This is a genomic window from Corynebacterium sp. ZY180755 (assembly GCF_054331495.1).
Window position 1 is genome coordinate 1,902,043 of the sequence record NZ_CM135811.1, and the last position, 22,231, is coordinate 1,924,273.

The 22,231-nt window shown below is 56.5% G+C and carries 19 protein-coding genes; 12 read left to right on the forward strand and 7 right to left on the reverse strand.

The genetic code is table 11. The features are described from left to right. Nucleotides 1-14: 14 nt before the first annotated feature. On the reverse strand, nucleotides 15-1,883 hold the full coding sequence (locus tag ACXM2N_RS08660) for a BCCT family transporter (RefSeq protein WP_458487843.1): 1,869 nt from the start codon (nucleotides 1,881-1,883) through the stop codon (nucleotides 15-17). 502 nt (nucleotides 1,884-2,385) lie between these two features. On the opposite strand from ACXM2N_RS08660, the gene ACXM2N_RS08665 reads away from it, so the two are divergent. From ACXM2N_RS08665 to ACXM2N_RS08685, 5 genes are all read left to right on the forward strand, one after another. After that, nucleotides 2,386-3,963: an ABC transporter substrate-binding protein gene (locus ACXM2N_RS08665; protein ID WP_458487845.1), complete on the forward strand. Its 1,578-nt coding sequence runs from the start codon at nucleotides 2,386-2,388 to the stop codon at nucleotides 3,961-3,963. Further along, nucleotides 3,964-4,950: an ABC transporter permease gene (locus tag ACXM2N_RS08670; protein ID WP_458487847.1), complete on the forward strand. Its 987-nt coding sequence runs from the start codon at nucleotides 3,964-3,966 to the stop codon at nucleotides 4,948-4,950. A gap of 50 nt (nucleotides 4,951-5,000) precedes the next feature. Further along, nucleotides 5,001-5,837 carry an ABC transporter permease gene (locus tag ACXM2N_RS08675; protein ID WP_458491096.1) on the forward strand — a complete coding sequence of 279 codons (837 nt, stop codon included), beginning with the start codon at nucleotides 5,001-5,003 and terminating at the stop codon, nucleotides 5,835-5,837. A gap of 12 nt (nucleotides 5,838-5,849) precedes the next feature. Further along, entirely contained in the window at nucleotides 5,850-7,358 is a 1,509-nt protein-coding gene (locus tag ACXM2N_RS08680; protein WP_458487849.1) for an ATP-binding cassette domain-containing protein, read from the forward strand. A 292-nt stretch (nucleotides 7,359-7,650) separates the two neighbouring features. Continuing rightward, on the forward strand, nucleotides 7,651-8,232 hold the full coding sequence (locus ACXM2N_RS08685) for a copper chaperone PCu(A)C (protein ID WP_458487851.1): 582 nt from the start codon (nucleotides 7,651-7,653) through the stop codon (nucleotides 8,230-8,232). Nucleotides 8,233-8,358: 126 nt separating this feature from the next. Here the strand turns inward: ACXM2N_RS08685 and ACXM2N_RS08690 are convergent, their stop codons facing one another. Together ACXM2N_RS08690 and ACXM2N_RS08695 are read right to left on the reverse strand one after the other, a co-directional pair. Continuing rightward, complete coding sequence (locus ACXM2N_RS08690) at nucleotides 8,359-9,354, reverse strand: IS1249 family transposase (protein WP_458491098.1); 996 nt, start codon at nucleotides 9,352-9,354, stop codon at nucleotides 8,359-8,361. Between the two features lie 403 nt (nucleotides 9,355-9,757). Further along, on the reverse strand, nucleotides 9,758-9,895 hold the full coding sequence (locus ACXM2N_RS08695; RefSeq protein ID WP_458487853.1) for a hypothetical protein: 138 nt from the start codon (nucleotides 9,893-9,895) through the stop codon (nucleotides 9,758-9,760). 189 nt (nucleotides 9,896-10,084) lie between these two features. Between ACXM2N_RS08695 and deoD the strand changes: the two genes are divergently transcribed. Next, nucleotides 10,085-10,798 (forward strand): purine-nucleoside phosphorylase, encoded by a 714-nt coding sequence (gene deoD / locus ACXM2N_RS08700; protein WP_458487855.1) that lies wholly within the window; start codon nucleotides 10,085-10,087, stop codon nucleotides 10,796-10,798. A gap of 321 nt (nucleotides 10,799-11,119) precedes the next feature. Continuing rightward, nucleotides 11,120-12,049, forward strand: a complete 930-nt coding sequence (locus ACXM2N_RS08705; protein ID WP_458487857.1) for a sugar-binding transcriptional regulator — start codon at nucleotides 11,120-11,122, stop codon at nucleotides 12,047-12,049. Here ACXM2N_RS08705 and ACXM2N_RS08710 read toward each other — a convergent pair. The 3 genes from ACXM2N_RS08710 to ACXM2N_RS08720 all read right to left on the reverse strand — a co-directional run bounded on the left by ACXM2N_RS08710 (nucleotide 12,037) and on the right by ACXM2N_RS08720 (nucleotide 14,328). Beyond that, on the reverse strand, nucleotides 12,037-12,462 hold the full coding sequence (locus tag ACXM2N_RS08710) for a hypothetical protein (RefSeq protein WP_458487859.1): 426 nt from the start codon (nucleotides 12,460-12,462) through the stop codon (nucleotides 12,037-12,039). The genes ACXM2N_RS08705 and ACXM2N_RS08710 overlap by 13 nt on opposite strands. A gap of 182 nt (nucleotides 12,463-12,644) precedes the next feature. Then, entirely contained in the window at nucleotides 12,645-13,862 is a 1,218-nt protein-coding gene (locus ACXM2N_RS08715) for a NupC/NupG family nucleoside CNT transporter (protein WP_458487861.1), read from the reverse strand. Between the two features lie 43 nt (nucleotides 13,863-13,905). Further along, nucleotides 13,906-14,328 (reverse strand): cytidine deaminase, encoded by a 423-nt coding sequence (locus tag ACXM2N_RS08720; RefSeq protein ID WP_458487863.1) that lies wholly within the window; start codon nucleotides 14,326-14,328, stop codon nucleotides 13,906-13,908. Between the two features lie 269 nt (nucleotides 14,329-14,597). On the opposite strand from ACXM2N_RS08720, the gene ACXM2N_RS08725 reads away from it, so the two are divergent. The 3 genes from ACXM2N_RS08725 (at nucleotide 14,598) to ACXM2N_RS08735 (ending at nucleotide 18,286) form a co-directional block, all read left to right on the forward strand. Further along, the gene (locus ACXM2N_RS08725; protein WP_458487865.1) at nucleotides 14,598-15,896 is read left to right on the forward strand and encodes a thymidine phosphorylase; all 1,299 of its coding nucleotides are present in this window, start codon (nucleotides 14,598-14,600) and stop codon (nucleotides 15,894-15,896) included. A gap of 92 nt (nucleotides 15,897-15,988) precedes the next feature. Further along, nucleotides 15,989-16,648, forward strand: a complete 660-nt coding sequence (deoC, locus tag ACXM2N_RS08730) for a deoxyribose-phosphate aldolase (protein ID WP_458487867.1) — start codon at nucleotides 15,989-15,991, stop codon at nucleotides 16,646-16,648. A 3-nt stretch (nucleotides 16,649-16,651) separates the two neighbouring features. After that, nucleotides 16,652-18,286 (forward strand): phospho-sugar mutase, encoded by a 1,635-nt coding sequence (locus ACXM2N_RS08735; RefSeq protein ID WP_458487869.1) that lies wholly within the window; start codon nucleotides 16,652-16,654, stop codon nucleotides 18,284-18,286. A gap of 325 nt (nucleotides 18,287-18,611) precedes the next feature. Here the strand turns inward: ACXM2N_RS08735 and ACXM2N_RS08740 are convergent, their stop codons facing one another. Further along, nucleotides 18,612-19,853 carry an alpha/beta fold hydrolase gene (locus tag ACXM2N_RS08740; RefSeq protein ID WP_458491100.1) on the reverse strand — a complete coding sequence of 414 codons (1,242 nt, stop codon included), beginning with the start codon at nucleotides 19,851-19,853 and terminating at the stop codon, nucleotides 18,612-18,614. 205 nt (nucleotides 19,854-20,058) lie between these two features. Here ACXM2N_RS08740 and ACXM2N_RS08745 point away from each other — a divergent pair, with 205 nt between their 5' ends. Further along, nucleotides 20,059-20,955, forward strand: coding sequence for an ABC transporter ATP-binding protein (locus ACXM2N_RS08745; RefSeq protein WP_458487871.1), 897 nt, complete (start codon nucleotides 20,059-20,061; stop codon nucleotides 20,953-20,955). Further along, nucleotides 20,948-22,171, forward strand: coding sequence for an ABC transporter permease (locus ACXM2N_RS08750; RefSeq protein WP_458487873.1), 1,224 nt, complete (start codon nucleotides 20,948-20,950; stop codon nucleotides 22,169-22,171). The genes ACXM2N_RS08745 and ACXM2N_RS08750 overlap by 8 nt, the downstream gene beginning before the upstream one ends. The last annotated feature ends 60 nt before the right edge of the window (nucleotides 22,172-22,231 follow it).

The following is a 22,231-nucleotide window of genomic DNA, read 5'->3' on the forward strand; positions in this document are numbered from 1 at the left end:
CTAGCTTCTATTAGCTAGTTCCAGGAGTCACGATCCTTTGGTGCAGACTGTTCGATGACTTTGTGGCCTTGCTGAGCATGAGGTTCCTCAGGGTCATCTACTACGTCACCTTCAACGGAGATGTCGCCCGCGATGACGACGTTGCCAGGAATGACAATGTTGCCATCCTCATCGTGCTCGAGGGTGACCAGTGGCAACGCATTGCCGTCCTCGTCATAACCCGGCGCGGCCTTGGCCTCGTGCTTCTCCAGCTTCTCTGCAGTGTCCGTCTTCTTCCACTGCCTGGTAACCACTCGTTGCTCAGCGGCGGAGTCATCACTCATGCCCTTCAGCAAGGAGTACATCATGATGAACTGGATGAGGAAGAACGGGAACGCCACGATGATGACGGTTTCTTGGAGCGTAGCAATGCCGGTGTCTGGGGAGATCAGCAGCAGCGCGCCAGCAACCAAGCCAATGGAAACGGCCCACATGATGCGGTAGATCACTGGGGTCTTGTCTTCTTCGCCGGAAGCGAACATGTCATTGACCATGCCGGCGGAGTCAATCGAGGTAACAAAGAACAGGACCACGATGATCAGCGCCAGGATGGAGGTTGCCAGCGTCCATGGGAAGTACTCCAGGAAGCCAAACAGTGAGAATGGCACGTTACCGTCGCGAACGACCGGATCGGACAACACGCCTGGGTTATTGCTCTCGATCTCAATGCCTGCGCGTCCCAAGATGGAGTACCAGATGACGCAGAACAGGGTAGGCAGGAGAAGAACGCCACCAATGTATTCGCGAACGGTGCGACCACGCGAGATTCGGGCAACGAACATACCTACATACGGAGACCAGCAGACGGTCCATGCCCAGTAGAAGACTGTCCACTTGCCCTGCCAGCCAGGGTTGTTATTGAAGGAGTCCGCCCAGAACATCATCTCTGGCAGCGCACCCGCATAAATGCCGAAAGCCTCAGTGGTGAAGCGCAGAAGCGTCAGGGTTGGGCCAGTAAGCAAGATGAAGATCATCAGTACAACCGCGAGGCCAATGTTGAGGTTGGAGAGGAACTTAACGCCCTTTTCCAAGCCCGTTGCCACGGATACTGCCGCAACTGCGGTGATCAGGGTGATGATGATCAGCTGCGCCCAAGAGATTTCTGGAACGCCCCACAGGTGTTTCAGGCCTGCGTTGATCTGCAGGACGCCGAGGCCGACAGAAACGGCGATACCAAAGGTGGTTGCCAAGATGGACAGAACGTCAATCAGCTTGCCGGGTGTTCCGTAGATCTTGGCACCGAGGATGGGCGCGAAGATGGACGACACACGTGGCGGCATCTTGCGCTTGTAAATGAAGTAGCCGAGGGCCAAACCTGGCATGGCAATGATGGCCCACATGTGGAGGCCGAAGTGGTAGAAGGTGAACGCGAATGCCTGATGAATGGCATCTTCGCTCATGGATTCCGCATTAGCCATGGGGACATTTACTGCGTGGTTGAGTGGTTCAGCCACACCCCAGAACATGAGCACGGCGCCTACGCCACCGGCGAAGAGCATGCAGAACCATGCAATCAGGGAGTGCTCCGGTTCGTCGTCATCATCACCCAGACGAATCCGGCCGTACTTAGACATGAAAATGCCGATCAGGAACAGGAAGATGACGGAGGCACCACCGATGTAGAGCCAGCCAAAGTTCTCCAGAAGCCAGCCGGCAACTGAGGTAAAGGACTCGGTCGCGGAATCACCGGCAATGATGGTGATGACAACGAAGGCAAGGATGAAGCCGAGCGCGCCGAAAAAGATGAATGGATCGGACTTGGCGCTCTTGGAGCGCTCCGAACGCGACGTGGACTCACCGCGCGACTGCGGTTCCACATCAATACGATTGATCTTTGAGGACATTTTGTTCTTTCACGTAGAAATAGACAACCCTTGAGAGGTTATTGGAATTCACGTAGCACCAAAGTCATTTTCGTGAGGGGCAGATACCCCACTGGCGGGCCAGTTATACGGTGTAACCTCGGAAAACTTGTGACACGTCTAGTAGGGCGCGCGGGCATAGTTACAAAGACGAGTCCTAACCGTAATATTGGGGAGACATGTTCGTTACCATTTTGTAACACGAAAGTATTAGTATTTGCGCACTACTTCCGCCATGCTCAGCCCACTCATCACTGCGCTGGCAGGCTACTGAGGCATCTCATTGTTAAGAGTTTTTAGGCAGTGCTTCCAGTCACAGGGCAGCAAAGGCCACACCCACGCGTTCCATACCCCGTGGCAACCCCACCCAGTGTGCATACCTGGCCACCGGCGAAGCGCATCAACCCCAAGCCCCCACCCGCTCCATTCATGAAGTGCGCCCTGAGTTTCCTAATGCCGAACTTTGGTCTTACCATTTGTGACTATGTTGAATTCAGGGGTTGGATCCCGAGCGACTCAAGGTTTCACGAGCCGCCGCATTGTCGCTACCGCATTGGCAGTGGTAGGCCTAACACTTACTGCATGTTCCGCGGGCCACACCGCTGTGGGCAGTTTTGAAGATGAAACCGTCACGGACGGTTCCCAAAGCACGAACACCTTGATCGTGGGCGCCACATCACCCCCAGCCAGCCTCGACTTCACCACCACCTCGGGCGCAGCAATCCCGCAAGCGATGATGGGCAACATCTACGAGGGCTTGGTACGCATCAACCAGGATGGCGAAATAGAACCGCTCTTGGCCACAAGCTGGGACCAAAGTGCAGACGGAAAGGAATACGTCTTCCATCTCCGAGAGAACGTGACCTTCTCCAACGGGGAGCCTTTTAACGCTGAAAGCGCCAAGTTCTCCATCGAACGCGTTCAGTCCGATGCGTGGACCAACGGGCTCAAAGCCCCCATGAGCAAGGTGACGGACGTTGAAGCGGTGGATGAATACACCCTGAAAGTAACCTTGGCGGAGCGATCCAACACGTGGCTGTGGAACATGGGCACGCTCATCGGCGCGATGATGACGCCAGGTGGCGTGGATGAACTCGCCACAAACCCAGTGGGCACTGGCCCCTACGTTCTGGACAAGTGGGCTGTGGGCACGGCACTGAGCTTTAAGGCGAACACCAACTACTGGGGTGAGGCGCCGAAAAATGCTAAAGCAATGCTGCGTTACTTTAACGACGCCATCTCTCTCACGAATGCTGTCCGCACTGGTGATGTGGATGCTGCGATTGGTCTGCAGAACCCTGAGCTCATTGACGTCCTCAACGCCCAGGATGACCTCACCACTGAGGTGGGCACCACCAACGGTGAGGTGGTGCTGAGCATGAACAACAACCGTGCCCCGTTTGATGACGTGCGGGTGCGCCAAGCGGTGATGTACGGCGTGGACCGCCAGGCGATCATCGACGCCGCCTGGGACGGCTACGGCACGGACACCGGCGGCGAGCCGGTGCCACCGACCGACCCGTGGTACACCGGTGCGTCCCAGTACGATTTTGACCCAGACAAGGCGCGAGCCCTGATGGAGGAGGCAGGCGCCGTGGGTAAGCACATCACGATCTCCGTGCCGAGCCTGCCCTACGCGCAAGCCTCGAGCGAGATGCTGTATTCCCAGCTCACGGAGATCGGATTCGAAGTAGCAATCGAATCGAACGAGTTCCCCGCCGTGTGGCTGGCAAAGGTGATGCAGGGCAAGGACTATGACATGTCCTTGATCGCCCACGTTGAGGCCCGCGACATCCCGGCCTTGTTTGGCAACCCTGACTACTACTTGGGCTTCGACTCCGAGCGCGTTCGCGCGTTGCTTGCTGACGCCGACAGGGCCCCAGAAGATCAGTACCCAACTTTGATGAAGGAGGCGGTGGCCGAGATCATGGACGAGGCCGCAGCCAACACCCTGTTCAACTTCCCCAACATTGTGGTCACGCGCCGCGGTGTAGAGGGCATGCCGGTCAACACCGTCACTGACGAGCTCAGGCTCGCTGGCATCTCGAAAGGCGGCAACTAAATGAGCGCCAACACAGCTACCCATAAAGCCCCCAGCTTCGCCGCGGTGGTGGCGAGACAACTAGGGCGCTACCTGCTTACGTTGTTCATTGCCTCCGTAGTCATCTTCATCGCATTGCGCATTGTGCCAGGTAATCCAGCCGAAATTGCGCTGGGTGTCAATGCCACGGATGAGGCCATCGCGGATCTGGAATCCAGCATGGGTATCGACCGGCCGCTGCACGAGCAGTACCTTTCCTGGATCGGTGGCCTTGTCACCGGGAACTTCGGTACGTCGCTGACGTCCGGCACAGACATCTCCCCCATGGTTACTGACCGGTTGCAGGTAAGCCTGATCTTGGTGGGCACAGGCATGGCGCTCGCACTGCTGGTGGCACTGCCACTGGGCATGTGGGCAGCCCGGCGCGCCAAGTTCGCCGATGGCGTAGCCATTACGGCTCTCTCCCAGGTGGGTATTGCGATCCCGAGCTTCCTCGCCGGCATTTTGTTGGTGGCACTGTTTGCTATTCAGCTTGGTTGGCTGCCCTCCGGCGGCTGGGTGGTACCCGAGGATGATGTCCTGGGCTTCGTGTCCCGGTTGATTCTTCCGGCCTGTGCGTTGGGGTTGGTGCAGGGCGCCATCATGACCCGCTACGTTCGTTCCGCCGTGCTCGATGTGATGAATGAGGACTTTATGCGCACCGCCCGCGCGAAGGGCCTGAGCGTATGGGGCGCATTGAAGAACCATGGTCTGCGCAACGCAGCGCTACCCGTGCTGACGGTGACCGGTTTGCAGCTGACCTCCCTGCTTGTCGGCGCCGTTGTCATTGAGAAGGTTTTTGTCATTCCAGGGTTGGGCTCCATGTTGCTGACAGCTGTCACTACACGAGACCTACCCACTGTTCAGACGATCGTGATGGTGTTGGTTCTGTTTGCCGTGATCGTCAATGCGATTGTGGACCTAAGCTACCAGATTGTTGACCCACGTACTCGAGGAGAGGCACGCTAATGAGTACCCAAATTTCTCAGCCCTCGAAGCTGCGTGGCGCCCTTGCCGGCATGGGAGCAACCGGTGTGATTGGGCTGGTCATCGTTGCTGCCGTGTCCATCATGGCACTCGTATCTATGGTGTGGACACCCCACGACCCGCTATTTACTGACGCTGCAATTCGCCTGCAGGGACCGAGCTTAGAGCACCTCATGGGCACGGACCGGTACGGCCGCGATGTGTTCAGCCAGATCATGGTGGGTGCCCGTATCACGTTGCTCGTGGGTGTGGTTGCCGTGGCAGTGGCCGCACTGATTGGCACGCCACTGGGCATGTGGGCTGGTATGAAGCGTGGCTTCGCGGAGACCCTCACCATGCGTGGCGCTGACTTGCTGCTGGCCTTCCCCGCACTGCTGATGGCTATTGTTTTTACCGCAATCTTTGGCGCCACAACGCTGACCGCCATGGTGGCCATTGGTGTAGCCAGCGTGCCAGCGTTTGCCCGTGTGGCGCGCGCCGCTACCCTATCGATCATGGCGCGCGACTACATCGACGCGGCACGCCTGTCCGGCAAGTCCCCGTGGTTCATTGCGATGAAGCACGTCCTACCCAACATTGCCACCGTCATCATCGTGCAGGCTTCCGTATCCTTCGCGCTCGCGATTCTGGCGGAGGCTGGGCTGTCCTTCTTGGGTCTTGGCACCCCGCCTCCTGATCCAAGCTGGGGTCGCATGTTGCAGTCTGCTCAGTCCTCGCTGGCCACAGCACCGCAGCTAGCACTGTGGCCGGGCTTGGCTATCGCCATCACGGTATTGGGATTTAACTTGCTGGGCGACGGCCTGCGCGATCTGGGCGATCCCCGCATGCGCGGCATTACCCAGCGCGTTGAGACCGGCACGGATGCTTAAGGAGTACATCTCATGAACACTGTTACCCTGTCCGGCGTCAACGTTGCTGGGGTGGTCAAGGACGTCTCCTTCTCCATCGCCCCCGGTGAGCGCGTAGGACTTATTGGCGAATCCGGCTCCGGCAAGACGCTAACAGCGCTGTCGATCATGCAGCTCATTAACTCAACTGGTGACATCACCCTGGGTGACGTTAACTTGGCGACAGCCAGCGAGAAACAGCTGTGTCGGATCCGCGGAAAACGCATTGCCATGGTCTTCCAAGAACCCATGACGGCGCTGGACCCGCTGATGACCGCTGGCAAACAAATAGTGGAAGCTATCCGCATCCATGCCAAGGTCTCGCGCGCGGCTGCAAAAAAGCAGGCTTTCCAGCTACTTGCCAAGGTGGAGCTCCCTGAGGATGTGGCCGCGCGGTATCCCCACGAGCTGTCCGGCGGCCAGCGCCAGCGCGTCATCATTGCCATGGCGCTCGCTCACTCCCCGGAACTACTCATCTGCGATGAGCCCACCACCGCGCTCGACGTCACCAGCCAAAAGGCAATCGTGGAGCTGATCCTCAAGCTGGTCCGCGAGGAAAACATGGGGCTATTGTTTATCACTCACGACTTAGGCTTGGTGGCCCGCACCTGTGAGCGCGTCATGGTGATGAAGCAAGGCCGCATTGTGGAGTCCGGATCCATCATGGACGTTCTCAGCTCGCCCGAGCACGAGTACACCGCCTCACTGATCGAGGCCGCACGACTTCCCGAACCGCAACCATCCACGCGCTCCGATGAGATTGCCGTGCGCGTAACAAATGTGCACAAGCAGTTCAAGAAGGTGGTGGCAGTGGATGACGTCACTCTCACTGTGCACAAGGGGCAGCGTCTCGGCATTGTGGGCGGGTCTGGTTCCGGTAAGACCACCGTATTGAAGATGATCGCAGGACTTGAGCACCCCACGTCCGGTGAGATCACCGCTAACGGTCGGATGCAGATGGTATTCCAAGACCCAATGGGCTCCTTGAATCCCCGCATGACTATTGAGGACATCATCGCGGAAGCCCTGCCCTCCGGCCTACCAGAATCCGAGGCCAGCCAACGCATTGATGAAGTTTTGACCGACGTAGGTCTGGAACCGTCCATGCGCCACCGTCTGCCGCACGAATTCTCCGGCGGCCAGCGTCAGCGCATCTCCATTGCCCGCGCGCTGGCACCGCGGCCAGAAATCCTGCTCGCCGACGAACCCGTGTCCGCACTGGACGTCAGCGTGCGCAAGAAGGTGCTGGCACTGCTGGACCGGCTGGTAGCAGAGAACAATCTCACCCTGCTCTTTGTCTCCCATGACATCGCCGTAGTCAGAAGCGTGTGTACGGACGTGGTGGTCATGAACCAGGGCCGCATCGTGGAATCTGGCCCCGTAGCCACAGTATTGTCCACTCCTGAAAATGACTACACCAAGACTTTGGTCGATGCCGTTCCTACGCTGGACCAGGCCATTGCGGCTGGGCAGCAACACCTCAATACCGGCGAAGGCCGTTAGGAATAGCCCCACCACGCCCTGATCCGCCCATGACCAATACGCTGATCAGGGCTTTTAAAATTTTTTAGATATTTTTTCACTAATCAGGAACTTTTCATTGGTCAGTTCCGACTACTATTCGTCCGCTTGTTAGAAACTCCTTTCACGCGGACAGGGTTTTCCTATCCAAGCCCACCACCTATATGGACGCCAAGGAAAACAGACTAAGGTGCGCGCCTTAAAGATCCCTTTTCTACGTTCTTTTTCATCTTTTCCCACTATGGGGAGAAGTCTGTCCTACTGGAGAAAATCCATGAACATCTCTTTCCGTACCGGCGCTATCATTGCCTCCCTCGCACTCACTACAAGCCTCGTGGCCTGCTCCTCCGATTCCGGTACCACGGAACCTGCACCAGCAACGCAAAGTGCCCAAGAGTCCACGGCCCCTGCCCAAGCACAGGAAGAAGGTGTGACCTTCACCGAAGGATTCATGAAGGCAAAGCCTGCAGCGGGTGAGGAAAACGGCCGCAACAAGACCGGCATCTTCGGCATCTTCACCAACAACACGGACGAGGACATCCAGATCACCTCGTTCAAGGCCACCATTGAGGGCAACGATAAGCAGCCAACACGCTTCGAACTCCACGAAGTAGTGGACGGCAAGATGCAGGAAAAGAAAGACGGCTACACCGTTCCCACGGGCGGCACCCATGAGCTCAAGCCGGGCCACGATCACATGATGATCATGGACTACGATGATCCCATCCTGCCTGGCGTCAACACCGTGGACCTAGAGATCTCACTGTCTACCGGGGATACCCTCACCATCGACGAGCTTCCGGTTCGCGACTTAAACGCCGGCAACGAATCCTACGCCCCAGCACCGTCTAACTAACCCTTTGAGTACAACAAAACCGGTTTATAGGTCATAAATTGTGTACAGGATCTAGATAACCACCCCCGTGGTCTAGGTCCTGTTTGTATTATCTTTCTTTATCGTATAGCTGGGATGATTTTGGGGCTATTTCATCTGTCCTTTCCTGATTCCAACTGAGTGTGTGTAGCCGGAGTCGATATGGTTGTCATAGAGGGCTGGTCGTCCGGTTTCCTGATCGGCGAGGTTCTCGTCTGGGGTGTGAGTGCATGCTTGGCGGTAGGCGGTCGCACCCCAGTTTTGCTTCTTGGCTATAGCAACAGGATCGTCAGGATCATGGGTATTCAGATGCAGATACCAATCAGCTAAGGCTCTTTGATGCTCAGCAGGCATCCCTTTATGCCTGCGTAGAAAGGTTTTGATTCCACTGTTGCGACCTTCAACGATGTTAGTCATTGATTTCAGCGACTGCAGCGTCTGCTTGTTGAGTTCGGGATCAAGATAGGCAAACAAATGCCCCTGTTGCGGGGGCCTCTCTAGGAGCTTGTACGCACTGCGATACCGATAATGGGTGTACCACCACAGCTTGTTGTTTCTCGCAAAGCTCGGTATCTCACCTGCACCAACATCCTTCCTGTAGGTTCGTTCATTGAGCCACGTGCCGTAAAGCTGATGGAACTTGTGGAGCTGTTTTTGCCATTCAATAGCTTGCTCAATGGTCTTGATCCTAGTGAGGTTCTCAGCCAGCTTGTTCAGCAGACAACCTTGGCTGTATCTGGGGTTCCTGGTCACATAGGCCTGCACATTGCGTCGAATATGGAACGTACAGCGCTGGATCTTGGTAGTCGGCCATAATGCCTTAACTGCAGCAATACTTCCACGATGCCCGTCGATGATCACCATCTTCGGCGGTGCCATCTGCGACAACAGTTGCATGTAGGCGTGCTTGTTTTCGCGTCTGCACCAGTGCCAGGTAATGACGTGATCGTCACATACTGCGATGAGGAGGCATCCGCTGGCGAAGTACGTGCCATCGATGTAGATCTGGTCGTAGATCCTGTACGGATCTGGTTGCGGATGGACTTGGACAAACCAGAACTGTTTCCATGCTCGGTTGATCGTGCTGGGAGAAACACCGGCCAGTTAAGCAGCGTGTGCAATAGTAAGCCCTTCGGTGAGCCACCGGATGAAGAATCGGAAGAAGTGCTTGTTCCTTACGCCTTCGTACCGTTGAAGGCCACTAGTTCCACACTTCTTGCATCGCCATCGTTGGCGTCTAGTTCCTGGCATGAATCCGTTCTTGACCATCACACCGTCACACATGCCGCAGCGGGGTCGTTTTGAATGTCTTGACATCCCACTAGCGAACCAAACCCCGTCCCAGAAACTGGAACGGGGGTAGAAAAATACCGATCTGAAATCCCAACCGAAATTCAAAACAGCACAAAACAAAAGGTCAAACCATAAAAACAAGGACCTCTGTACACAATTTATGACCTATAAACCACAAAACCTCGCCGGATACATACTGGCGAGGTTTTTTGGTTTAGGAATCATGGATCATCAGCAGCAGCGACGAATCTAAAACATGCTCCTCATCTAGTTCGAACATGGAGTTATGGTGCGCGTTGATCTCATCAAAGGCCAAGACTTCATCAGCAGTAAGAGCACGATGCTTATCCATGCTCACATATTGTACTCACGGATCAGGTTCCGAGACAGGCCAGAGGCGGCAACCTCATCCAAGCACGGAACTTTTGAAAAATATCACCAGAACGTTTGTAATATTTTGGGCGTATCCGGTCCACGTGCTCGGTAGAATAACGGATGAATCAATGCCCCATCCGCCAAAGCTAAGGAAGTACTACCGCTCATGACTGTAAAGACTCCCCACATTAACCCGCAGGGCGTCGACATCGCCGAGACCGTCCTACTACCAGGTGACCCGCTGCGCGCCAAGTTCATTGCAGAGACATACCTGGATAATGTCAAGCAGTTCAACGCTGTGCGCAACATGCTGGGATTCACTGGCGAGTTCGAAGGAGCCCCAGTCTCCGTCATGGGATCCGGAATGGGCATCCCATCCATCTCCTTGTACTCTTACGAGCTCATCCACTTCTTTGGCGCCAAGAAGCTCATCCGCGTAGGATCCTGCGGCGGAATGCAGAAAGACCTCGATCTTTATGACATCGTCATTGCCCAGTCCGCATCCACGGATTCCCGCTTCCTTGAGCAGTACGACCTGCCAGGCACTTACGCCCCTACCGGATCTTTCCGCCTCATCGAGGACACCTACCGCCGCGCCAAGGAGCAGGATCTGAAGGTTCACGTGGGCAACATCCTGTCCGCTGATGCTTTCTACAACTTTGACAAGGACGCCATCCACCGCTGGGCTCACATGGGCTGCCTGGCTGTGGAGATGGAATCCGCTGGCATGTACGCCGTAGCAGCAGACGCCAAGGTGGAGGCCATGGGCATCTTCACCGTATCGGACAACATCGTCACCGGCGCTGAGACAACCTCCGAGGAACGCGAAAAGGCGTTCACCAAGATGATGGAACTCGCTCTGCCGCTGGCAAAGATTTAACCATCCGCACCTCAACAGCTCCCGTATGCGCCCAGCGACGGGAGCTTTTACACTGCAATGACCCTTTCCTTTTCGTTTTGCAGTAGACGCCACAACCGTGCTGGATTTGGGCGACGGTAGCCTTAGCTGAGTATTCCTCAAAGAATATCCACCCCGTTGCATCGACGAGCCATCTTCGTTTTGCACCAGCCGTAAGCAGCGCCAAAAATCTCACAGTGCGCACGGCAGAAAACTTGATCAAAAGCTGAATGATATTTGACGAACATTTGGAAATTGTGTCCTGCACTTTAGTAGATTAAAGGGGTGGAACAACGCGATGAGATGGCACTTTCAGCAGTAAAGCTGTACTACGAACAAGGCCTTAGTCAACAGGAAGTTGCCAATGAATTAGGCATCTCTCGCCCCACCGTTTCCAAGATGATTCAGCACGGCAAGGACCGCGGTTTCGTCACCATTCAGATCAATGACCCGCGCGAACGATCCTCCGCGATAGCAGATCAGTTGGCTGAACGATTCAATCTCGCCGAGGTACGTATCGCGCACCCCACCAGCTCCGGATCCGAGGAAGTGCTGCACGAGCTCGGCCTGACGGGAGCCTCACTGGTGGAGTCGCTTGTAGATGACCACATGTCCGTAGGCGTGTCGTGGGGCTCTACCATGAACGCGGTCGCGCACGCGCTCCGCGTCAAGCGTGTCAGCGACGTCAAAATTGTCCAGCTCAAGGGCGGTCACTCTCACTCAGAGCGCACAACCAATGACATGGACACCCTGAACCGCTTCTGCCACGCCTTCAATGGCAGCCCCGAGTACTTGCCCCTTCCGGTGATCTTTGACTCGCCGGAAGCAAAGCAGATTGTGGAGCGGGACCGCCACATTGCGAACGTACTGAAAATGGGTGCTACCACAGACATGTGCGTATTCACCGCTGGTGACGTCAGCCGCGAAAACCTGCTTTTAAATCTCGGTTACCTCAGTGACACGGAAATTGACGAGCTGCTCGAAAAAGCAGTGGGCGATGTATGCTCCCGTTTCTTTACCGCGGATGGCGAGATCGCCCTCCCCAGCGTGGACAACCGCACCGTGGGTATCACTCTGGAACAGTTGCGTACCCGCCCCATTCGCGTCCTCATCGCCGGAGAGACCACCAAGGCCCAAGCCATAGCCACGGCACTGACCATGGGTCTTGTTACCCACCTCGTTACGGACGACGCCACCGGACAAAAGATCCTGGCTCTTTCTCAGGCAGACTGAGCACGTCGCGCATAAAACTCATCGATAATGCCAAGCGATTCCTCAGTGAGAATGAGTCGAGTAAGCGCATTGTAGGGGCTCCGGTTAGCGAGGAGGCTAACCACTGCGTTACCGTCCTCGTACCAAGTGACAAAGCAGTCTAGGTACCAGTCATCCTGTTCACTGGCAATCTTCCCGAGGAACGCGTCCATGGCCGCCATTTTCTCGTTGCCTGGCTCGAGGCCCAAGGTGGCGCCTGTGAGCTGTCGGATCTCCTCACATCCTTCCGCGCAGAAGATGTGCTCGCCGTCTTCCCATTGTTCCGGTTCATAGCAGAAGCCAAACCGGTGCAAAGTATTCTCCAGCAGGCACAGAGTGTCTTGGTCAATGGGAGCGGCCATATACGTGCTATCCAGTTTCTTTGTTTTACTCATGCACTCCACGCTATGGAGCACAGCAAGCCTGAACAATGCACTCGCCTTTGCCCTGTGGATAAGCCCAAAAATCAGGCGAATCCTAAGGACGTTATCCACAGAAAATCTAAACGCTTAAGACCGCGCTTGACATGGAACGCAAAAAGGCGGGGCCAGAAGACCCCGCCTCGATTCCTAACTCATTAGGAGAATGCGATCACGCCAACAATTGCAGCGTTGAGCATGTTGGTTGCGAAACCAGTGCACAGTGCCAGTGGTGCGAGCTTAGCTACCTCACCGCGGCGCTCAGGTGCAACGCCGCCCAGGGCGCCGATCTGAATTGCGATAGAGGAGATGTTAGCGAAGCCAGCGAGAGCGAAGGTAGAGATCATCAGAGACTTCTCAGACAGGTTCTCAAGGTTTGCACCCATGGAAGTGTAACCAACGAACTCGTTGATGATGGTCTTCTCACCGATGAACGAACCAACCAGCGGTGCCTCAGACCATGGAACACCAATCAGCCATGCTACCGGGGAGAAGATCCAGCCGAACAGACCCTCAAGGGACCAGCCCTCTTGGCCGAACCAGCCGCCAACGCCAGCCAGGATTGCAGACAGCATCGCGATGATTGCGATGAAAGCGATCAGCATGCAGCCAACGGCGATTGCGATCTGGCCACCAGCCATAGCACCGTGGCCGATTGCGTCAACAACGTTCTTGGACTCGGTGTCGCGGACGTTGCGAACGTTCGCATCGAGCTCGGACTTCTCGGTCTCAGGAATCAGGGCCTTAGCAACCAAGATGGAACCAGGAGCGTTCATGATGGATGCTGCAAGCAGGTACTCAAGCGGAGCACCCAGCAGGGAGTAACCGATCAGGGTGGAGCCTGCTACGGATGCGAAACCACCGGTCATGCACGCGAACAGCTCAGAGCGGGTGAGCTTTGGTACGTATGGCTTAATAACCAGCGGAGCCTCAGACTGACCCAAGAAGATAACGGTTGCTGCCCACACGGACTCAACTTTGGAGGTACCGAGCAGCTTGCCCAGTGCGCCACCAACAATGTCAACGAAGATCTGGATGACGCGGAAGTAGTACAGTGCACCAATCAGTGCACCCAGAACAATAATCACTGGGAGAACGCTGAACGCGAATACGAAGCTGTTGTCTGGATCGAACAGATCACCGAAGACGAACTCCACGCCCTCATTGGTGAACGCAGTCAGCTTCTCCAGTGCGCCAGCAACGGCCTTCATGGCTTCGAAGCCTGGCTCCCACTTCAGGACCAACAGGGCGAGGACAGCCTGCAGCGCGAGGCCGACACCGAGGGTGCGCCACTTGATCTGGCCGCGGGCGCGGGAGAACATAATCAGAATGCCCAAGATGGCGATGATGCCGAGCAGGCCTTGGAGTCTTTCCATTTTTCTTTAACCTTTACAACAAGATTCTTTCTAGCTTCAGCCCTTATAGGGAATCAGGGCCGAAGGAATGAGGCAGGAGTTCTTCAAAGTCGAGAGACAATGGTTCGCCGCCGCGATCAACAATAACTGTCTTGCAGTTGAATTCGCGAAGCACCTGACGGCAAGCGCCGCATGGCCAGCATGGCTCGCCCTCCTTGCCAACAATTGCCACAGCTTCAATGTGGAATCCGGCGTCGTCGATGTCACGTTCCGTCTGGCTCAACGCTGTACCTACGCCGTTGCGCTCAGCACAGATAGCAAGGCCGTAGCTCGCATTCTCAAAGTTGCAGCCCTCAACAATGCGCCCATCGGACAGCAGCAGTGCTGCGCCTACGCGAAACTGCGAGTATGGCGCGTAGGAACTCTTCTGTGCGTGGGTTGCACGTTCGAGCAGCTCTTGCTCGGTGTGTCCACCTGAAAGTGCCATGATCCTCTCCTATTTACATTTGTTCTTGGAGTCCTTGACAATTGTTCTGATCTTGATCATAATCGGAATCAACGGGTTACACAATGGCACTACCCACATTGGGGAATGCTAAGTGATCCAGACCACATTGAGGCGTTAAGCTAATAGGTTCCAAACCCAATAACGGACCAAAAACGCTGCTAGGGCACTAGATAGCTACAGACGCCGCGATGATAACCGCTTGAAGTCAGCACCACACAAAAGAGGGTGCTGGGAAGGAAGTTAGAACAATGGCTGAGAAGTTTGACGTAGTAGATGTCATCCGCACCAAGCGTGACAAGAACCGTCTAGAAAAGGACCAGATCGACTGGGTCATTGATGCCTACACCCGCGGCGTAGTCGGTGACGAGCAGATGGCCGCCCTCAACATGGCTATCTTCCTCAACGGTATGGACCGTGACGAGATCGCTCAGTGGACCCAGGCCATGATCAATTCCGGCGAGACCATGAGCTTCGCTTCCCTGTCCCGCGTCACCTCTGACAAGCACTCCACCGGCGGCGTTGGCGACAAGATCACCCTGCCACTGGCCCCACTGGTAGCAGCCTACGGCGTAGCTGTCCCACAGCTGTCCGGACGCGGCCTCGGCCACACCGGTGGCACCCTGGACAAGCTGGAATCCATCCCAGGCTGGCAGGCGGAGATCTCCAACCAGCGCATGATGGAGATCCTCGAGGACCCAGGCTGCGTCATCTGCGCAGCTGGTGCAGGCCTTGCCCCAGCAGACAAGAAGATCTACGCCCTGCGCGACATCACCTCCACCGTGGATTGCATCCCACTGATCGCTTCCTCGATCATGAGCAAGAAGATCGCAGAAGGCACCGCTAACCTGGTCCTTGACGTCAAGGTGGGCTCTGGTGCATTCATGAAGGACATCAACATGGCACGCGAACTGGCCAAGACCATGGTTGACCTTGGCACCGATGCCGGAACCAACACCGTAGCCCTGCTCACCGATATGTCTGTCCCACTGGGCCGCAAGATCGGTAACGCACTCGAGGTCGAGGAGTCCGTTGAGGTTCTCCAGGGTGGCGGACCTAAGGACGTTGTTGAGCTCACCAAGGCTCTGGCCTTTGAGATGCTGGAGATGGCCGGCGTGAAGGACCCAGATCTGGATGAGGCCCTCAAGGACGGCCGCGCCATGGACTGCTGGAACAAGATGATCGAGGCCCAGGGTGGCGATCCACGCGCCGAGCTGCCTAAGGCTAAGCACACCCACGAGGTTGTTGCTGAGGCTGACGGCTACCTCTCCGAGATGGACGCACTGGCCGTAGGCGTTGCTTCCTGGCGCCTGGGTGCTGGCCGCGCTCGCAAGGAGGATCCAGTACAGGCTGGCGCTGGTATCGAGATCCACGCAGGCTTGGGCGAGAAGGTCACCAAGGGCCAGAAGCTGTTCACCCTGCACACTGATGAAGAAGACCGTTTCGAGCGCGCACTGGATTCCCTGACCCCAGGCATCAAGATTTCTGATACCGCACCTGAGGTTCGCGAGTCCGTCATCTTCGAACGCATCGACTCCACCCACAAGTAAAACTTTCACCGGCGGCCAACCTTTTTCGGTTCTCCCTTTCATCGGTCGCCGGTGATCCCACACTCTTCACTTAACTCCAAAGGACACTACAGATGACTTCCCTATCCCGCGCGGATGTAGCACAACTGATCGACCATACCCTGCTCGCACCTGAAGCAACCCCAGAGCAGGTCAAGGCGCTGGCTCAGGAGGCCGGCGAGCTGCACACCTTCTCCATCTGCGTTTCCCCATCCCAGCTTCCAGTTGAAACCCCTGAAGGCGTAGCGGTTGCCACCGTGGTGGGCTTCCCTTCCGGCGCAGTCAAGGCAGAGGTTAAGGCTTTCGAAACCGCACAGGCTGTGAAGGACGGCGCGGACGAGATCGACATGGTCATCAACCTCTCCTTTGCCAAGGAAGGCAAGTTCGACCTCGTTCAGGACGAAATCGCACAGGTCCGCAAGGCATGCGAAGGCAAGCTGCTGAAGGTCATTATCGAATCCGCTGCGCTTACCGACGAAGAGATCGTCGCATGCTGCAAGGCCTCCGAGGCCGCTGGTGCTGACTTTGTCAAGACCTCCACCGGCTTCCACAAGGCTGGCGGCGCTTCCGCGCACGCCGTGAAGCTCATGAGCGACACTGTTGCCCCACGCCTGGGCGTCAAGGCATCCGGCGGCATCCGCGATGCCGCTGCAGCTGCGGAAATGATTGAGGCTGGCGCCACCCGCCTGGGTCTGTCTGCTTCCAAGGCCGTGCTTGAGGGATTCGAGGCGTAAATCATGTCAGAAGAACTCCTGATTAAAGCACAGCAGTGGGCAGACCACGATCCTGACCCGATCACCAAGAAGGAGATCGAGGACGCGATCGCAGCCAATGATATCGATGCCCTCAAGGCCGCATTCAATGGGCCGCTAGAGTTCGGCACCGCAGGCCTACGCGGTGAAATCGGCGCTGGCGAGTCCCGCATGAACCGCGCCGTAGTTCTCCGTGCCACCTACGGCCTCGTCCAGTGGCTGAAGAAGAACGTCACCGAGACCCCTCGCGTAGTACTTGGCTGCGATGCACGCTACGGCTCCGCCCAGTTCCACCGCGACGCCGCAGCAGTGGTCAAGGCTCTTGGCGGCACCGCCCTGGTGTTGGACGCCAAGCAGCCAACCCCTGTTACCGCGTTCGCCGTACGCTCTCTGGACGCGGACGCCGGTGTCATGGTCACCGCGTCCCATAACCCACCTCGCGACAATGGCTACAAGGTCTACCTTGGCGGCGAGTCCGGTGGATCTCAGATTATTGCCCCTGTCGACGCCGGCATCGCAGCCGAAATTGCGGCAGCTCCGTTCGCTGATGAAATCGCCCAAGCTACGGGTGATGGATCCATCGAATACATCGACACCGATTACGTATCGAAGGTTGTTGACGCAGTAATCCGCAAGTCAGCCAACCCAAGCAATCTCAAGGTCGTAGCAACCGCTATGCACGGCGTGGGTGGCGGCCACCTGATCAGGGTTCTCTCCGCCGCAGGCTTCGATGACGTCACCTTGGTAACCAAGCAGGCATTCCCTGATCCTGACTTCCCTACCGTCACCTTCCCTAATCCGGAAGAACCCGGCGCACTCGATTTGGCGCTGGCGAAGGCAGATGAGATTGGCGCGGACATCATTGTCGCGCTGGATCCAGACGCGGACCGCTGCGCTGCAGCTGTTCGCCATGACGGTGAAATGCGCCAGCTCTCCGGCGATGAAACCGGTGCGCTGCTGGGCGAGTGGATTGCACGCGATACCAAGACCGGCACCCTGGCAAATTCCATTGTGTCTGGACGCCTGCTGGGCAAGATCGCTGCCGCACACGGCCTTGATTACGAGGCAACGCTGACTGGCTTTAAGTGGATCTCTCGCGCCAAGAACCTCGTTTTCGGCTACGAAGAAGCAATCGGATTCTGCTGCCAGCCGGAGCTCGTGCGCGACAAGGATGGCGTCTCCGCAACCCTGACGTTGCTGCACATGGCTTCCGCACTGAAGGATGAAGGCAAGACCTTGGTGGACGTGCTGGAAGAACTGGCCCGCACGCACGGCTTGCACCACACGGCACCACTAACTTTCCGCGTTCAGGATCTATCCATCCTGGGCAAGGCAATGGATCGCCTGCGTGCTACCCCACCGGCAGAGATCGCCGGCGCCAAGGTTGTTGAATCCCATGACCTATCCAAGCCGGAAGGCGACCTTCCTGCTACTAACTGCCTGATCTTCATCACGGACCGCAACGATCGCGTGATCGTTCGCCCATCCGGCACCGAGCCTAAGGTGAAGTGCTACCTGGAGGTAGTTGAGGAAGTAACTGGCAACGATATCCCTTGGGACAAAGCCAACGCCCGCATCGCCGAGCTCAAGACCCACATGGCTGAGGAAATCGGAATCTAAAGCCTGAAGTCTCCTTCACCCCATGGTCACCCGCACACCGCGGGTGACCATGGGGTGAAGGCGTTGGTGAGCGTCGATAAGCTAAGCCAACACCGGCTTTTGCTGGAATGAAATTTTTGTCCACAACGTACTAAAACCCCGCGTGTTGCCCTTTTTGGTGGAAGGATCCTCGCGGGGTTTTGTGCACCATGGTGTGTGCTACAGATCACCATAGCGTGTCGTACGCCACAGTTCTAGTCAGACGTCTGACAGAGGTGTCATCTCACCCCAAGGTTGGGGAGAAAACTATCACCGAACAGGTTATAAATAGCGCCTTATCTGCGGTTTAGTGATCAGCGATCTTGGCGCGCAAGGTGGCCAGTATGTCTGCGCCGGCATGCCTGATGCCATCGTGCTGGAATTGATTGGTTACATGCACCCGGCAGTCGCGATAGGTGCGCGCCGTAGCCATGGACTCCTCAAATGGCACGAAAATATCATCGAGATAGACGCACGCCGCTGCGGTGACGCTTTCTGAGCCACCGCTAGCTAGAACATTCGCGTCATATGGAGAGCGCTGCCACTCGTGTGCCGCCAAATCATTGGCAAGCTTCTTGAACGGGACAAGCGCTGGATCCTCGTCAAACTGCCATGGGAAGATGTGCTCGCCGGTGAGGTAGTACCGCTCGGAAGTACGCGGATCAATGGCCTCGCCGAAGCCGTCGAATTCTTCGCGGATGCGATGCGCTGCCCAATTGGTGGCACCGGCACCTCCCACGCCGCCATAAATGGACTCATGAATCACGCCATACAGCGGACCAGACTCGTAGCTGAGCGCCGACCCAGCGGTGGCCAGGAAGTCGGTCTTCAGGCGCTTCTCCCCCTTCACGCTATGGAACGGATCCTCTAGTAGGTAGGCAAGATTGTGGTAACCCGCGCCGCGGCCTAGATCGATGCCGAGCATGCGGAATCGCCGCGAGGACAGCCGTTCACCCGTAGGCAACACCTCCTGGGAGTTATCAAGGTGATGAGCGATCTCACGGATTCGATCCTGCGCCCATGGGTACTCCCGGTAGAACTCATCGTGGCGGTGACGCAACTTGGTGAAGGTGGAGCGGTAGACATCATCTGCAGACTTGTCGATCGTGGGCAAGCCACCAGTGAGGAAAGCATGCTCCACAGATTCGGGGTGCTGGGACAGATAGGACGTGATGCAAAAACCACCGAAGCTTTGCCCATACAGACTCCACTTTTCAATACCCATCCCGCGGCGCAGCGCCTCGCAGTCCTCAACAATGTATTCCTGACGCAGCATCGACAGTTTCTCTGCAGTCAGTTCAGCAATATCTGAGATGCGGTCAATGCGACACGAGCGCCCAGTGCCGCGCTGGTCAATCAGGATCAGGCGGTAGTGCTTGAGGGCTTCGCCCACCAGCCCGGACTCATCCATAGGCCGTGGTGCGGGAAAACCCGGACCGCCCTGCAGGTAGACCAAGGCCGGCGCCTCCTCCATACCCGGCGCGAACACCTCACGGGCAAAGATGGTGAGCTTTTCACCGTCGGTGGAAGAAAACGGATCCCATGGCATGTCAAAGGTGTGCTCGATGAGTCGGTGACCGAAATGAGTGACGGGTTTTGTGGACGTAAGCGTTGGGGTAAAACTCATGTGCTCCATTCTAGGGAGTTCGGCGCAGAGCAATGCCTCAGATTTTCTTCGCTTAAAATGCGGAATTTCGAATACATGCTTACCATGGTGGCGAACATCACTATCCAAAAGAAAGGGTGAGCAGCCTATGCCAGGACTAAGGGTGCAGGGGCTGAGTAAGAGGTTTGGGCAGGTACAAGCTCTCTCAGACATGTCCTTGAGTGTGGCACCGGGTGAGATCTACGGTTTCGTGGGCTCAAACGGTGCAGGTAAGTCCACCACCATGCGCATCACGCTTGGCGTTTTATCAGCGGATGAGGGTGAAGTCTTTGTGGATGACAAGCCAATTGATGATGATTTGCGTCGCCGCATTGGTTACATGCCGGAGGAGCGCGGACTCTATGACAAGGAAAAGATCGCCGACCAGCTTTCTTTCATTGGAAGGCTGTATGGAATGGACTCCAAAGCAGCAGCGTCCAGCGCGGGTGAGTTGCTAGAGCGGCTGGGTCTGGGCGATCGCAAGGATGACAAACTGGAGGCTCTCTCCTTGGGTAACCAGCAGCGCGTCCAGCTTGCAGCTTCGCTCATTCATGATCCGGACATTCTGGTTCTGGATGAACCCTTCTCCGGTCTTGATCCGGTGGCAGTATCCGTCATGAGTGAAATGCTGGAGGAAAAAGCCGCCCAAGGCGCAGCGGTGTTGTTCTCCTCCCACCAGTTGGATCTTGTACAGCGCCTGTGTGACCGCGTGGGCATTGTGCACAAGGGTCGTATGAAGGCCGAGGGCACAGTTCACGAACTTCGTACCGCTGGCCCAGTGGTATATGAAGTGGACTCTGCTGAACCGGCGGACCGCTGGCTACCGCAGGGCGCGCAGGTGCTAGGCACAGAAGGCTCCTCAGTATTCATCGGTGTGGACCAGGATTCCCCTCTGGATGATCAAGCTATTCTGCGCGCAGCATTGGCTGCGGGGCCTGTCCATTCCTTCGGCCGCAAGGTGCCGGACCTGACCGAACTCTTCAAAGAGGTTGTGACCCATGAGTAACCGTAATCAGACTAAATACTCCTCGTGGCAGGCTGTGTGGACCATCGCGCAGCGCGAGATCGCCGTGTTGATGCGAACCAAATCCGTCATTGTCTCTTTGATCATTGTTCTTCTGCTGATTGTGGGCGGATCATTCCTCGCAGCTTATTTCAAGAATAAGGACGATAGCGATGGCGCAAAGGTCCTAGCTGTCTACAATGTGGACGCAGGTGCCCTCCAGCTGGAGGATTATGATGTCCGGCCCGTGGATTCCCGTGAGCGGGCTGAGGCCGCCGTGATGGGGGAAGATTCAGCTCCGTTCGACGCAGACGTAGCCTTGGCAGGAACTGATCGAGGCTTCGATATCATCGACGATTCCTCCGTGTCCGCCTCCGATAGCGCCGCCCTGGGCGCTGCGATCGCATCGCTCGACACTATCCGTGGATTGAATGAACTGGGCGTGGATCCACAAGACTTTGCACGCGCTATGACTCCGTCCGAGATCACCGAGGTGGACTTGTCCGCCACGGGTGACCAGCAGCAAGATGAAAGCTACTGGGCAGCAGTAACCACCACGCTGCTGGGTATCTCTGTGCTCATGTACTTCATCATCTTGTTCTCCGCGAACGTCGGCGGCCGCATCACCAGTGAGAAATCCTCCCGAATCGTTGAGATCATCCTGTCCACGGTGCGCCCGATGGATCTGTTCGCTGGCAAGATTCTAGGCAACCTGATCTTCGGCTTTGTGGGTTCTGCCGTAGTCGTTGCAGTGGGCACCGCTGCGATGGCCGCCTCCGGTTTGGTCAGGGACGTAGAAATCGACTACTCAGTATTTCCGCTGCTGTTGATCATGTTCATCTTGGGTATGTTCTTCTTCGGCACCCTCTACGCAGCTTCTGGCTCACTTGTATCCCGTTCTGAAGATCTGCAGAGCGCACAAATGCCAGTGTTGCTACTCATTTTTGCCTGCATTTACGCGCCAGCGTTCGGAACGAACAATCTGGACTCCACATTCATGACTGTGCTGGGCTGGGTACCACCAACCTCTCTGACCATGGCACCGCTGCACTATGCCGCCGGCAACTTCGGCTTGTTTGAGCTGATGGCTTCATGGGCAATCTTTGCCGTGGTTACGCTGATTCTTCTGTTCGCTTGCGCTCGTATCTTCCGCAACTCTATTTTGAGTGCCGGAACTAAGAAGTCTTGGATGAAGGCATTCAAGGGACAGCCTGCTTAACCCAGCTGCTTTTCTCACACGAGCTGATCGCTGCTGGTGGCTCCTGTGTGCGCTTCCCAC